We start from the raw sequence: 12,822 nt of genomic DNA, 5'->3' as shown, positions 1-12,822 counted from the left end.
AGCCCCTGCTAAGTGGGCACCGTGGTCTGCTGCGGGTAGTGGTGCGACTGGAATCTGTGTTCGTGCCGCTGCACGTGCTTGTGACAAGGGCGTCATACTTCCGGCGGCGCTCCGCGCGCCGAAGCGTAATTCATAAAACCGTCTGGTTTTTTCAGGCGAGTTGTCTGCGTGTTCTTCGCTGCCCGACGCGCGCAAAGCGCGCCGGGGATCTGACTCACATCCCTTATTGGACCGCTGGCGTTGCTTCCGGCGGTTTCTTGTCCGTCGGCGCCGTTTGCGGTGCCGGCGTCGTTGCGCCCGACGCGGCAGCAGGCGCTGCTGCTGGGGCGCTCGGTGTGTCGCCTGGGTCGGTGTAGTTCGGGACGCCTGCCGGGGCGCCTGTGGCGCTTCCTGAGGCGGCGTTCGGGGCTTCTGGTGCGTCGCCCGGGTCGGTGTAGTTCGGGACGCCCGCTGGGGCGCCTGCCGCTGCTCCCGATGCGCCCTTGGCGGGGGCGGCGGCGCCGGAGTCGTCCTGGTCGTCGTAGGTCGGGAGCGGTGCGGCGTTGTCGCCGGTGCCGCGCAGGCGTGCCTTACGCTGCTGCGTGTAGGCGTCGCGCACGAACGAATACTTGTCGAGCGCGGCCTGTTGCAGCAGGCTGGATGCGCCCAGCAGATCGGAACGCACGCTCACGAACTGCAGCACGTACAGCGGATTGCGAACTGCCGGCTCAATGTAGTTCAAGGGGTTGAACTTCACGTCCACCACGAGCCCCATGCTGTCACGCACCGTGCTCGGGCCGAATAGCGGCAAGACAAGGTACGGGCCCGACGGAACGCCCCAGTGGCCCAGAGTCAGACCGAAGTCCTGGTGGTGCTTCGGCAAGCCGGCCGGCGTCGCCCAGTCGAGCAGGCCGCCGAGCCCGAAGGTCGAGTTGAACGCGAAGCGTACGAAGTCTTCGGTCGCGTCGGTGATCTTCAACTGCAACAGGTTATTGGCGGCGTTGGTCAGGTCGCCCAGATTCGAGAAGAAGTTGCTCACCGCCGTACGCAACGGCTGTGGTGTCACCTTCTGGTAACCCTTGGCGACCGGGACGGCGATGAAGCGGTCCACACCGTCGTTGAAATTGAAAATCACGCGGTTTGCCGGCTCGAACGGATCGCCAGGCTTGCGGTCGGGGCCGGTCGCGCAGCCAGAGATCAGACCGGTGGCGGCCAGCGCCAGCACGGTGTTTCGCAGCTTCATACTTATATTCCTTTACGCTTCGCGCGACGTTGACGCGGCTTGCCCATCAGTACGGGTTGGAATACCACCGCGCCGATCAGGGTGCAAAACAACGAGAGTGCCAGCAAGCGTCCCATACTCGACGTCCCCGGATGATGCGACAGCCAGAGGCTCCCGAACGCCGTCGCCGTGGTCGCCGCGCTGAACAACACGGCATGCGTGAGGCTCGACTGCAAAAGGCCAGTCTGTCCGTTGCGCCACGCCATCACAAAGTAAATCTTGAATGCTACGCCGACGCCGAGCATCAGCGGCAGCGCAATGATATTCGCGAAGTTCAGCGGCATGCCGAATACCACACACAACTCCAATGTCACCAGCGCCGATACCAGCAGCGGAACCAGGGTGCGCAGCATATCGCTGACCCGTCGCAGCGCAATCCACAGCAGGACTGCAATCGACAGCAACGCGTAGCCCGCGGCCTGCAGGAACGCCTTGATGATCGTGTCCGCGGAATTCAGGATCGAAATCGGGCCGCCGATCGCGTCCGGCTCCGCTTTCTTCACCGAGTGAACGAAGTGGGCGAGCATGGCGTCGTCGTTTGGATCGGTACCGGGTTTGACCTTCGGCGCGATGTCGACCAGCGCGCGGCCGTCTTTCGAAACCCAACTCGTGGAAATCTCCTTGGGCAGGTCGTCGCGCGTAATCTCGGTCGGCTGCAGCAGATCTGCCAGTTGCTTCAGCGCGATGCGCAGCGGCTCGGACATTGCGGTTTCGGCGCGATCGCGCGTGGCGGCGTCGGCGGCGGCCAGCTTTTGCAGCGTCGTGGACAGGTGCTGGGCTTCGGCGGCGCCCGGTCCCGGGTGGTCGTCCGCGGCGAGCGAGAGCTGGTTCGAGGCGCGCTTCAACGCGGCGACGCGTACCACGTCTGTGGCTTGAGGCGCGGGCTGCTGCTGCAGCGCGGGCAACAGCTGCTGCGCAGCACTTGCAACCAGCATTAGCTTTTGCTGCTGCTCAGTCGGAATGAAGGTGCTCAGCGTGGTCACACGACCCACTTCCGGCAGCGCGCGCAGATGCGCGGCCTTCTGGTCCGCGTCGGCAAGCGTGGGCGCCAGCACATGCACGTTGTTGACCGCGGCTTCCGGCGAATCCTTCAACGACAGCAGCGTGGCCATCGATTCCGTATGCGGGTCTTTCAGATGCAGCGGGTTGAAGTCGAAGCGCAAATGCGTCAGCAAAGGTGTCGCGCCAATCACGACGATGAGCGTGCCGATCAGCACCGGTTTGCGGTGATGATCGAGGAAATCGTCGACGGGGGCGAGTTGCTTGAAGCCGGGCGAAACGGCTTCAACCGGCGGTTTGAAGATTTTCAACAGCGCCGGCAGCAGCGTCATGTTGGTGAAGTACGCGACGAACATGCCGACGCCGGCGATCTCGCCCAATTCCGACACGCCACGGTAAGCCGTCGGCAGGAACGAGAAGAAGCTCAACGCGACCGCCACAGCCGCGAGCGTCAGCGGCACGCCAATGCTGTGCGCGGTATGCATGAGGGCGGCGGAAAGACGGTTGTCGCGAGTTCGCTCCTCACGATATTTGACGCCGAACTGCACGCCGAAATCGACCCCGAGCCCGACGAACAGCACCATGAAGGCGACCGAAATCATGTTGAGCGCGCCCACCAGCAACAGGCCGAGCGCCGCGGTGATCGCGAGCCCGACGAACAGCGTGATGAACACGGCGACGATCATGCGGCCCGAACGCAGTGCCAGCCACAGAATCACCAGCACGACGATGAAGGTGCCGATACCGTTGAGCACGGCGCCGTCCTTGACCGATGCGAATTCTTCGTCCGCGAGCGGCTGTTCGCCTGTCAGACGGACCGTGGCGCCATAGCGCGCATCGAGGTGCAGCGATGCGGCCGTGGCGCGGATCGCTTTCGATGCGGTGGCGCCCGGCTCCAGCGCGTCGTAGTCTACGACCGGCTGCACCGTGACGAAAGCACGCGCCGGCTCCGTGGCGGCGCTCTTGTCGACCAGCGCGCGCCACGAGAACGCTGCCGGCTGGCCGGCCAGCACGCGATCGAGCGTGGTTGCGCTTTGCGACAGCAAATGACTCATATCGGCCAGCTTCACCTGACCCAGTTGCAGCGGCAGCAACAGGCTTGTGGTGAGTGTGCCGGCGAGGCCGGTCAGGCTCGGATCGTGCGCAAGGGCATTGACGAGCGGGCGGGACTGAACGAGCTGCGAGGTGGTGGACAGCACCTCATTGGTGGACGGGAACAGCAGTCCATTGTGTTCGAAGAACGGCCCGCCAGCGGGCTGCGAGACGGCGACGAATTCCTTCGGATCGGCTTTGAGCGCGGCGGTCAGGGCATTGGCGGCGGCGTCGGCAAACTCCGGGGCACGCGCTTCGACGACCACCAGCACGGTTTGACCGCGATCCGGGAAGGCCGCGTCCATCGCATTTTCGAGCGAGGACCATTGCTTGTCGGTCTCGACGAGCTTGCTGATGTCGGTGTTGATCTTGAAATTATGGGCAACGTAGAAGCCGCTCAAAACGGCGAGCACGAGCGACAGAGCGATGATCCGTAACGGATGACGCACCGAATAGGCGACGAGACGGACGATAGATGACTTCAGCATGTAGGCGGAGGTGGCCTTATCACGAGTGGTGTTTTTGACGAAAGTGCACAAGTATACAGAGCCGGAGCGACTCGGCTCCACTTCGGTAGCAAGTACGACACCCGGGCGGCGCGGCTGGGGGCGGGAACGCAATATCGGTATACTGGTCTATCTTGCTTTGGCTGCGGGCTTGCGAGCCTGCCGGCGCTTACTTCCTGGGGTTTTGGCGAGCGTATGAAACGTTATCTGTCTGCTTTTCTGGCTGCGGCCGTGGTGTCCACTGCGGCCTATGCGCAAAGCGCGCCTGATGCGGTGGTGAAGGGTGCCGTCGAAGGCACGGTGGCCGCGATGAAGGCCGATCCGCAGGCGCGCGGTGGCGATATGGCGAAGATCACCGAGCTGGTTCAAACGCGCTTCGTACCGGCTACCGATTTTCAGCGAACCACCCGGATCGCGGTAGGGAAGGCATGGAGTACGGCGACCCCCGAGCAGCAGAAGCAGCTCTATGACCAGTTTACGCTGCTGCTGGTGCGCACCTACGCCGCCTCGCTGTCGCAGTTGCGGGATCAGGACGTGAAGTTCAAGTTCTTGCCGGTCAATGTGCCGGCCGGCTCCAAGGACCTGGTCGTGCAGTCGCACGTACTCAGTAATGGCGGCGACGATGCCATCGATTACCGGCTGACCAAGGGCGCTAACGGCTGGAAGATTTACGACATCAACATGATGGGCGCCTGGTTGATCCAGGTGTATCAGACGCAGTTCGCCGATCAGATTTCCAAGGGCGGCGTGGATGGGCTGATCAAGTTCCTGACTGCGCATAACGCACGAAGCGCGGGCTGACCACGGGCTGACATATAGCAGCGCAAAAAAGAAAAAGCGCGGTGGCAATCAGGCCACCGCGCTTTTTTTCTACCTAAGGTGTACTTCATGGGGCGGATAAAACGGCCCTAAGCCGCCCCAGGCACAGCGCTTAGTGTGCGGAAGCGGAAGCCGCCGTCTGCACCTTCTTACCCGTTCCAGCGCGCCCGATTTCCTCGAGCTTGATCTCGACGTGCCGCGAGAACACGTACTCAGCCGGACGCTGCTTATCCAAAGCAATATCTTTGGTGAAGGCACCGGACGTTTTCGGGCCGCGCAGGCTGACCTTCAACGCCTTCAACGGGTGCGCCACCGTATCCATCACCGCAGTCGCTTCAAAGCCGCAGTGCACCATGCAATCCGCGCACTTCTCGTAGTTGCCCGTACCGTACTTTTCCCACTCCGTGGTTTCCATCAATTCCTTGAAAGTCTTCACGTAGCCTTCGCCGACCAGGTAGCACGGCTTCTGCCAGCCGAACACCGTACGCGCCGGGTTGCCCCAAGGCGTGCACTCGTACGTCTGATTGCCGGCCAGGAAGTCGAGGAACATGCCCGACTGGCTGAACGACCAGTTCTTGCCGTTGTTGCCGCGCTTGAAAATCTCGCGGAACAGTTGCTTGGTCTTGTCGCGGTTCAGGAAGTGCTGCTGATCCGGCGCGCGTTCATACGCATAACCCGGCGAGACGGTGATGCCGTCCACACCCATCGGGCCGAGCGTGTCGAAGAACGCGGCGACGCGTTCCGGCACAGCGTCGTTGAACAACGTGCAGTTGATGTTCACGCGGAAACCGCGGCGCTTCGCTTCCTTGATGGCGGCGACAGCCTTGTCGTACACGCCTTCCTGCGATACCGAGTGATCGTGCGCTTGTTGATCGCCGTCGAGGTGAACCGACCAGACGAAGTACGGATTCGGCTCGTAGTCGTCCATCTTCTTTTCCATCAGCAGCGCATTCGTGCACAGGTACACGAACTTCTTGCGCGCGATGATGCCCTTCACGATCTGCGGCATTTCCTTGTGCAGGAGCGGCTCGCCGCCTGCAATCGAAACGACCGGTGCGCCGCATTCGTCGACTGCGCCAAGGCATTCTTCGAGCGACAGACGCTGATTCAGGATGGGATCCGGATAATCGATCTTGCCGCAGCCATTACAGGCAAGATTGCAGCGGAACAGCGGCTCCAGCATCAAGGCGAGCGGGTAGCGTTTGTTGCCAGAGAGATGCTGACGCATGATGTACGCGCCAACCCGGACTTTCTGTAGCAGCGGAATAGACAAGACGTCCTCCTTAAACTTCGCGTGCAGCGAGTGGTTGCATCAGTTTCGATGGCAACTTGAATTCGACTTTCTCTTCACGGCCCGCCATCGTCGTGACATCGACGGGCCCCAATGCGCGCAGCGCATCGATTACGTTCATTACCATCTCTTCCGGTGCTGAAGCACCAGCCGTGATGCCGACGGTCTGCACGTTCGCAAACCACTCCGGCTTCACTTCCGAACCGTCGGCGACGAGATAACTCGCCACGCCGGTTTCGCTGCCGATCTCACGCAGCCGGTTCGAGTTCGAACTGTTGGTTGCGCCTACCACCAGCAGCACCTCGACCTCTTTGCTCAGTTCGCGCACCGCCGCCTGACGGTTTTGCGTGGCGTAGCAGATGTCGCGCGTGTCGGGACCGACGATGTCGGTGAAACGGCGCAGCAGGGCATCGATAATGCCACGTGTGTCGTCGACCGACAGCGTGGTCTGCGTGACGTACGCAAGCGGCGTATCGAGCGGCAGGTCCAGAAGCGCGACTTCAGCCTCGCTTTGCACCAGCAGCACCTTGCCTGGAATCTGGCCGATCGTGCCTTCCACTTCCGGATGGCCCGCGTGGCCGATCAGGATCAGGGTACGACCCGCCGCCACATATTGGCGCCCTTGCACGTGGACCTTGGTCACGAGCGGGCAGGTCGCGTCGAGCACGTCGAGGCCGCGCTGCTCCGCGTCGCGCTCGACGGTTTGCGCGACACCATGCGCGCTGAAAATCGCCACGGCGCCGTGCGGCACCTCATCGAGTTCTTCGACAAAGCGCGCGCCTTTCTGGCGCAGGTTATCCACCACGTGGCGATTGTGAACAATCTCGTGGCGGACATACACGGGCGCGCCGTGTTGCTGTAACGCGCGATCGACGATCTCGATTGCACGTACAACACCCGCACAAAAGCCGCGGGGCTGAGCAAGGATGACTCGCATAAATTGGCGAACTCCGACTGACGCGGGTTTCGAAGAAGTCGGTAATTATGACTTTATCGCCGCGATCATCTATTTAGTTGACGTCTTGAGCCCCGGCTGCCAGCCGGTACAGCAAAACCAAACGCGCATTCTAACGCTATCAGGCCGGCTTTGCTTTGGCGTACCCGCCAGGGTGTTGGGACCGCGCCGCACTGCGGGCTGCGGCCCGGCGCCGCCCGCGTGGCGCAGGTGGCAATGATTACACTCTGCACCGGTTTGGCGGAACCCTTAAACTACGTGGTCCTGCGGCACGTATCGGCTGCCGCATTACAAAAAGGTTTCGAGGCTCGCTGGATGGACGTCGATCAATACGAAAACTTTCCGGTCGCGAGCGTGCTGCTGCCAAAGGCGCTGCGCGCGCCTATCGGCATTATCTATCAGGTTGTCCGCACCGCCGGCGACATCGCCGATGAGGGCGACTGGAGCCCGGCCGAGCGGCATGCCCGCCTCGCCGACTTCCGCGCCGGGCTCGACGCGGTAGCGGAGGGGCGCGCGGCGCCCGTGCACCCGCTCCTGTTCGGCAAGCTCGCCGGCGTGATCGCGCAGTATAAACTGCCGCTTGCGCCGTTCTACGATCTGCTCCACGCCTGCGGTCAGGACATCGACACCCGCCGTTACGCGGACCGCTCCGCCTTGCTCGACTATTGCCGCCACTCGGCCAGCCCGATCGGGCAGTTGATGTTGCATCTGGTGGGCGCCGCCACGCCGGAGAATCTCGCCGACGCCGACGCGATCTGCACGGCTTCGCAACTGATCAGCTTCTGGCAGGACGTCGCCGCCGACTGGGAAAAAGACCGCGTGTATCTGCCGCTCGCGGATATGCGGCGCTTCAACGTGACCGAGGCGCAGATCGCGCGAGGTGTCGTCGACGATGCCTGGACGAAGCTGATGGCCTACGAAATTTCGTTCGTGCGAACCACGCTGGTACGTGGCGCGCCGCTCGCGTTGCGGATTCCAGGGCGCTTGGGAATCGAGCTGTGCGGCGCCATCCACGGTGGTTTGCGGATCCTCGAACGGATCGAAAAAGCCGGCTACGACGTGTTTCGCGAGCGGCCGGTACTCAACACATTTGACTGGTGCGTCGTCGCGGTACGCACTGTGGTGATGCGCCTGTCGCGGCGCGTCGGCGTAGAAGCCGGTTCACTCGAGGGTAATGCTTAATGGCGGTGGTTCTGTTTCTCCTTTCGTGTCTTTCCCTGCTGATCTGGTGTGTGTTGCTGTTTGCGCGCGGCGGTTTCTGGCGGGCGCGGCCCGCCGCGCCGCTCACGCTTGAATCGCGCGAAACATGGCCGGCGGTCGCCGCCGTGGTGCCGGCACGCAATGAAGTCGATGTGATCGCGCAAGCGGTCACCACGTTGCTCGAGCAGGACTATCCGGGCGAATTTCACGTGATCGTGGTCGACGACCACAGCACCGATGGCACCGCCGACGCCGCTCGCGCGGCCGCGTTGCAACTGCAATGTCCCGATCGTCTGACGGTGCTGAGTGCGAAGCCCCTGCCGCCGGGCTGGTCCGGCAAGGTGTGGGCGCAGTCGCAAGGTATCGAGGCGGTGCGCACGCTCGGCCTGTCGGCCGAATTCCTGCTGCTCACCGATGCCGACATCGGCCATCCCGCCGACGCCGTCGCGCAACTCGTCGCCCGTGCGGATGCGGAAAAGCGCGACCTCGTCTCGCTGATGGTCCGTCTGCGCTGCGATTCGTTCTGGGAGAAGGCGCTGATCCCGGCCTTCGTGTTCTTCTTCGCCAAGCTGTATCCGTTTTCGTGGGTCAACAACCCGCGCAACCGAACGGCCGCGGCGGCGGGCGGCTGCATGCTGGTGCGGCGCAGCGCGCTCGAAGAGGCGGGTGGCATCGAGTCGATTCGCGCCGAGTTGATCGACGATTGCAGCCTTGCTGCGCGTATCAAGCATCGCGGCACGGGGCGTCATCCGATCCGCCTCGATGTGGCGGCGCGCAGCGTGTCGTTGCGTCCTTACGATAGCTGGCGTGAGATCTGGAACATGATCGCGCGCACGGCCTTTACGCAGCTGCATTACTCGCCGCTGCTGCTGGCCGGCACGCTGTTGGGCATGACGATCATCTACCTGGTGCCGCCGGCGGCCGCGCTGGTGCTCGGACCTCAGGGCGCGCCCGCGTGGCTCGCCTGGGCGGCCATGTGCTGCGCGTATGCGCCGATGCTCAGCTACTACCGTCGCTCGCCGCTGTGGGCTCCGTTTCTGCCGCTGGTGGCCTTGTTCTATGTCGGGGCGACGTTTGCGTCGGCGGTGCGCTACTGGCGCGGCAAAGGCGGCCAATGGAAGGCGCGAGTGCAGGCGCCGGTGCAGGAGCGTTGAGACGCGCGTGCACAGGGATTGATCAGACAAAAAACGGCGCCCTCGGGCGCCGTTTTTTTATATCGACCTTTGCTTCAGCCCTTGGTGAGCATCATGTACATCTGGATCACCATGTCGGGCGAGAACGTGAACGGCACCCAGCCGTGACCGGTGTGGCGCATGACCAGTAGGCGGTCGCCATTCGACTGTTTCTGCACGGCCATGACGGGGTTCTTCGTCGACACGAAACGCCAGCCCGGCGGAATGCCCGGCGGCGGTTCCGGCGTCATCGAGGCGCGCGCGTTCGACAATTCCTCGATCAGCTGCCCGATCTGCTCGGCACGCAGCGCGACCATCTGGCCGCCGATCGTCATGGTGATTTCGTTTTGCGCGGGGCGGTTGATTTCGAGCGTGGGCTGCACCTGGGCGGCCGGCTCTTTGTCGGACGCCGCTGCTTCCGCCGCTATTGCCGCCGTCGTTGCCTCAGACGCAACAGTTTGCGTTTCTGATTCCGATGAGGCGTGATTCGCCGCTGGCGTTTCCTGCGCCGCCACCTCTGCGGTGTTTGCAGCGTGTGCGGGTGTCTCGGGGATGTTTTCGGCCTGCGGGGCCACGACAGCCTGGATGAGCTGATCGACGCCCATTTCCAGCGCGCCGAGCTGTTCGTGAAGATTCATGCGAGCTTTCTCTGGTAAGACCCACGATTTTAACTGCTGCGCGTAGGCTTTTACCTGCCGCAAACACAGTGACGTTGTAACAAAGTGCGTGCAGGCCGCGCCGGATCGGCGCGACCTGCGTCAGCGCTTTTATCAAGCCTTTAAATACCCGGCTTGCCTGAACCATTCGATCGCATCGCTCAAGCCCTCGCGATAGGGCCGGGCACGATAGCCGAGCTCGCGTTCCGCCTTCGCCGAAGTGAAGTACATCTTGTTCTTCGACATCTTCAGACCGTCGACGGTGAGGAACGGTTCACGCTTGGTGATCTTGGCGACGGCTTCTGCGCCCGCGGCGAGCGGATAAAGCGGCCAGCGCGGCAAACTTAGCGTCGGCGCCTTGCGGCCGGTCAGCGCCGCGATATCCGCGAGCATCTGTTGCAGCGGCAGATTTTCGCCGCCGAGAATGTAGCGCTCGCCGATCTTGCCGCGTTCGAGCGCGAGAAAATGGCCGTCGGCCACGTCGTCCACGTGCACGAGATTGAGCCCCGTGTCGACGAACGCGGGAATCTTGCCGAGCGCTGCTTCGACGATGATGCGCCCAGTCGGAGTCGGCTTGACGTCGCGCGGACCGATCGGCGTGGACGGATTGACGATCACGGCCGGCAGACCGTCTTCGGCGATCATGCGCTCCACCGCGCGTTCGGCCAGCACCTTGCTGCGCTTGTACACGCCGATCGCCTGATCGGCTTTGAGCGGCGAGGTTTCGTCAGCGGACTGGCCGGAACTGGTGACCTTCAGCGTGGCCACGCTGCTCGTGTAGACGATGCGTTCGACGCCTTCCTTCAGCGCCGCGCGCATGGTCGCCTCGGTGCCTTCGAGATTCGAGCGCTCGATTTCGCTCGGGTCCGGCGCCCACAGCCGATAGTCGGCAGCGACGTGCAGCAGATAGCGCACGCCGCGCAGCGCGTTGCGCATCGACGCTTCGTCGCGCATATCGCCCACGACGATTTCCGCATCCAGCGCCTCGACGTTTTTGCGCGGACTGGTGGCGCGTACCAGCACACGCACCTTGAAACCCTTCTGTTGCGCGATGCGCGCCACCGACGAGCCGACGAAGCCGGATGCGCCGGTCACGAGCACGAGATCGCGATTCTGTTCGGTCATTCTGTTTGATTCCCTGCGTGACAGTCGACGGATTGTACGTGTCGCGCGGGCCACGTGTCGCGCCGTGCGGCTCAGGCGTGCAGGGGAACTCAGAGAGACCACCGAGCAATGTTGCCGCGAGACGTCTAGAATGCCGGCTTGAAAGATTGCGACGAGAGGACGGCATGGCCCTGGATCTGGACCAGCGGATCGAAACATATTACGTGCGAGTGCGCGGCACCGTGCAGGGCGTGGGCTTTCGCCACGCCACCGTGCGGCAGGCTCACGCGCTCGGTATCAAGGGATGGGTGGCGAATCTCGACGACGGTTCCGTCGAAGCTATGTTGCAGGGCTCGGCCAACCAGGTCGACCGGATGCTGTCGTGGCTGCGTCACGGGCCGCCGGCGGCGCGCGTCACCGAAGTGACCGGCGAAGAGCGCGCGACCGAAAAGCGTTTCGAGCGGTTCGAGCAGCACTGAGCACTTGAGCTTCACGCAAAAAAGGCGGCGCGCCATCACCTCGATGGCGCGCCGCCTTGTCGTTTGCGCGTCGTGTTTGTCCGATTAGCCAGCCGATAACGCTTTACACCTAGCGCGCCACCAGCAAACTCTCAGCGAAGCCCCATCCATCTTCGATCCATTGATGGCTGCACACGAAGCCCGCATCGTCGGCGATCGCGGGCACCTCGTCCGCGCGATATTTGTGGCTGCTCTCGGTCCAGATCGTTTCGCCTGCCTTGAGCGAGACGGTCAATTGCGCGGCGCCCACATGCGCGGTGACATCGCGCTTCGCACGCAAATGCATCTCGATGCTGCGCGCGTCCGGATTGAAGCGCGCGACGTGTTCGAACGCATCGAGCGGAAAGTCGCCGTCGAGCTCCCGGTTGACACGCGCCAGCAGATTCAGATTGAACGACGCGGTCACGCCGACCGAATCGTCGTAGGCGGCCACCAGCACCGGTATCGGCTTGATCAGATCCGTGCCGAGCAGCAACGCGTCGCCGGGCGCAAGCATGTTGCGGATATCGCGCAGAAAACGCGTGGCAGCGAGCCGGCCGAAATTGCCGATCGTGCTGCCAAGAAACAGCACGAGTAAGCGTTCGTCCGCCGCGCGGTCCTGGCTCACCTCGGCGAGTCCGGCCAGGTAATCGCGCTCGTAACCGACGATCGAAATCCGCTCGATGTCGCCAAGTTCGCGTCTGCACAACTGCAACGCGCTGCGCGAAATTTCAATCGGGAAGTACGAAGTGGGGCGCTTTTTACACAGCGCTTCCAGAATGCGCCGCGTTTTGCGACCGCTGCCGCTGCCCAGTTCAGCGACGGTCACGTCGTGCGGCAGATGCGCGACGATGTCCGCTGCGTGCTTCGCGAGCAGGCGTTCCTCGGCGCGTGTCACGCCGTATTCGGGCAGTACGGTGATCACTTCAAACAGCGCAGAACCCACTTCGTCATACAGATACTTCGACGGCAATTCTTTTTGCGGCGTATGCGTGAGTCCGGCGCGTACCTCGGCGGCAAACGTGGCGCGGAGTAGGTCGGGCGATGCGTCGTGCGATAGGGCTGGCTGGGTCATGCTGGCTCCAGTAGTCACATTCGATGAGCGGGATTGCTGGCCGGGCGGCGGCAGGTGCAACGGAGCGCAGTTGCTTGCAGTTGCGCGCAGTTGCCGTATGCCGCGGGAAAGAAGGGCGGGCTCGGTCCGTATGGACTGCCTATGCCGGCCCGGCTCATTGATGCAGTGATGACAGTTGAAAATGACGCTTGCGAC

The 12,822-nt window shown here is 63.0% G+C and carries 11 protein-coding genes; 4 read left to right on the top strand and 7 right to left on the bottom strand.

What is annotated here, in order from left to right:
* Nucleotides 1-223 precede the first annotated feature (223 nt).
* Both M0D66_RS04320 and M0D66_RS04315 read right to left on the bottom strand, forming a co-directional pair.
* Nucleotides 224-1,222, bottom strand: coding sequence for a VacJ family lipoprotein (locus M0D66_RS04320; RefSeq protein WP_211706776.1), 999 nt, complete (start codon nt 1,220-1,222; stop codon nt 224-226).
* Between the two features lie 2 nt (nt 1,223-1,224).
* On the bottom strand, nt 1,225-3,840 hold the full coding sequence (locus M0D66_RS04315; protein ID WP_211706775.1) for an MMPL family transporter: 2,616 nt from the start codon (nt 3,838-3,840) through the stop codon (nt 1,225-1,227).
* 213 nt (nt 3,841-4,053) lie between these two features.
* Between M0D66_RS04315 and M0D66_RS04310 the strand changes: the two genes are divergently transcribed.
* The gene (locus tag M0D66_RS04310; RefSeq protein ID WP_093634318.1) at nt 4,054-4,659 is read left to right on the top strand and encodes a phospholipid-binding protein MlaC; all 606 of its coding nucleotides are present in this window, start codon (nt 4,054-4,056) and stop codon (nt 4,657-4,659) included.
* A gap of 130 nt (nt 4,660-4,789) precedes the next feature.
* Here M0D66_RS04310 and hpnH read toward each other — a convergent pair whose 3' ends face one another.
* Complete coding sequence (gene hpnH, locus M0D66_RS04305; protein WP_093634317.1) at nt 4,790-5,950, bottom strand: adenosyl-hopene transferase HpnH; 1,161 nt, start codon at nt 5,948-5,950, stop codon at nt 4,790-4,792.
* A gap of 10 nt (nt 5,951-5,960) precedes the next feature.
* Nucleotides 5,961-6,905 carry a 4-hydroxy-3-methylbut-2-enyl diphosphate reductase gene (gene ispH, locus M0D66_RS04300; protein WP_093634316.1) on the bottom strand — a complete coding sequence of 315 codons (945 nt, stop codon included), beginning with the start codon at nt 6,903-6,905 and terminating at the stop codon, nt 5,961-5,963.
* A gap of 333 nt (nt 6,906-7,238) precedes the next feature.
* Between ispH and hpnC the strand changes: the two genes are divergently transcribed.
* Together hpnC and M0D66_RS04290 are read left to right on the top strand one after the other, a co-directional pair.
* Nucleotides 7,239-8,105 carry a squalene synthase HpnC gene (gene hpnC, locus M0D66_RS04295; RefSeq protein WP_211699868.1) on the top strand — a complete coding sequence of 289 codons (867 nt, stop codon included), beginning with the start codon at nt 7,239-7,241 and terminating at the stop codon, nt 8,103-8,105.
* A complete protein-coding gene (locus M0D66_RS04290) occupies nt 8,105-9,277 on the top strand; it encodes a glycosyltransferase (protein WP_266209125.1) in 1,173 nt (390 codons plus the stop codon). The genes hpnC and M0D66_RS04290 overlap by 1 nt, the downstream gene beginning before the upstream one ends.
* A gap of 74 nt (nt 9,278-9,351) precedes the next feature.
* On the opposite strand, the gene M0D66_RS04285 is transcribed toward M0D66_RS04290, so the two are convergent.
* Both M0D66_RS04285 and hpnA read right to left on the bottom strand, forming a co-directional pair.
* Nucleotides 9,352-9,933, bottom strand: coding sequence for a hypothetical protein (locus M0D66_RS04285; RefSeq protein WP_093634313.1), 582 nt, complete (start codon nt 9,931-9,933; stop codon nt 9,352-9,354).
* Nucleotides 9,934-10,065: 132 nt separating this feature from the next.
* Nucleotides 10,066-11,076: a hopanoid-associated sugar epimerase gene (hpnA, locus tag M0D66_RS04280; protein ID WP_266209123.1), complete on the bottom strand. Its 1,011-nt coding sequence runs from the start codon at nt 11,074-11,076 to the stop codon at nt 10,066-10,068.
* A gap of 164 nt (nt 11,077-11,240) precedes the next feature.
* Here hpnA and M0D66_RS04275 point away from each other — a divergent pair, with 164 nt between their 5' ends.
* Entirely contained in the window at nt 11,241-11,534 is a 294-nt protein-coding gene (locus tag M0D66_RS04275) for an acylphosphatase (protein ID WP_266209122.1), read from the top strand.
* Between the two features lie 109 nt (nt 11,535-11,643).
* Here M0D66_RS04275 and egtD read toward each other — a convergent pair whose 3' ends face one another.
* Nucleotides 11,644-12,627: an L-histidine N(alpha)-methyltransferase gene (gene egtD / locus M0D66_RS04270; RefSeq protein ID WP_154562956.1), complete on the bottom strand. Its 984-nt coding sequence runs from the start codon at nt 12,625-12,627 to the stop codon at nt 11,644-11,646.
* Nucleotides 12,628-12,822: the final 195 nt, after the last annotated feature.

The sequence above is a fragment of the Paraburkholderia sp. SECH2 genome (assembly GCF_030464795.1).
Taxonomy (GTDB): Bacteria; Pseudomonadota; Gammaproteobacteria; order Burkholderiales; family Burkholderiaceae; genus Paraburkholderia; species Paraburkholderia aspalathi.
The sequence above is the reverse complement of the archived record's forward strand: the minus strand, read 5'-3'. Positions and strand labels throughout refer to the sequence as shown.

Coding starts and splice junctions, on each gene's coding strand:
- M0D66_RS04320 (WP_211706776.1), bottom strand. CDS start 1,222: ATGAAGCTGCGAAACACCGTGCTGGCGCTGGCCGCCACCGGTCTGATC.
- M0D66_RS04315 (WP_211706775.1), bottom strand. CDS start 3,840: ATGCTGAAGTCATCTATCGTCCGTCTCGTCGCCTATTCGGTGCGTCAT.
- M0D66_RS04310 (WP_093634318.1), top strand. CDS start 4,054: ATGAAACGTTATCTGTCTGCTTTTCTGGCTGCGGCCGTGGTGTCCACT.
- ispH (WP_093634316.1), bottom strand. CDS start 6,905: ATGCGAGTCATCCTTGCTCAGCCCCGCGGCTTTTGTGCGGGTGTTGTA.
- hpnC (WP_211699868.1), top strand. CDS start 7,239: ATGGACGTCGATCAATACGAAAACTTTCCGGTCGCGAGCGTGCTGCTG.
- M0D66_RS04290 (WP_266209125.1), top strand. CDS start 8,105: ATGGCGGTGGTTCTGTTTCTCCTTTCGTGTCTTTCCCTGCTGATCTGG.
- M0D66_RS04285 (WP_093634313.1), bottom strand. CDS start 9,933: ATGAATCTTCACGAACAGCTCGGCGCGCTGGAAATGGGCGTCGATCAG.
- hpnA (WP_266209123.1), bottom strand. CDS start 11,076: ATGACCGAACAGAATCGCGATCTCGTGCTCGTGACCGGCGCATCCGGC.
- M0D66_RS04275 (WP_266209122.1), top strand. CDS start 11,241: ATGGCCCTGGATCTGGACCAGCGGATCGAAACATATTACGTGCGAGTG.
- egtD (WP_154562956.1), bottom strand. CDS start 12,627: ATGACCCAGCCAGCCCTATCGCACGACGCATCGCCCGACCTACTCCGC.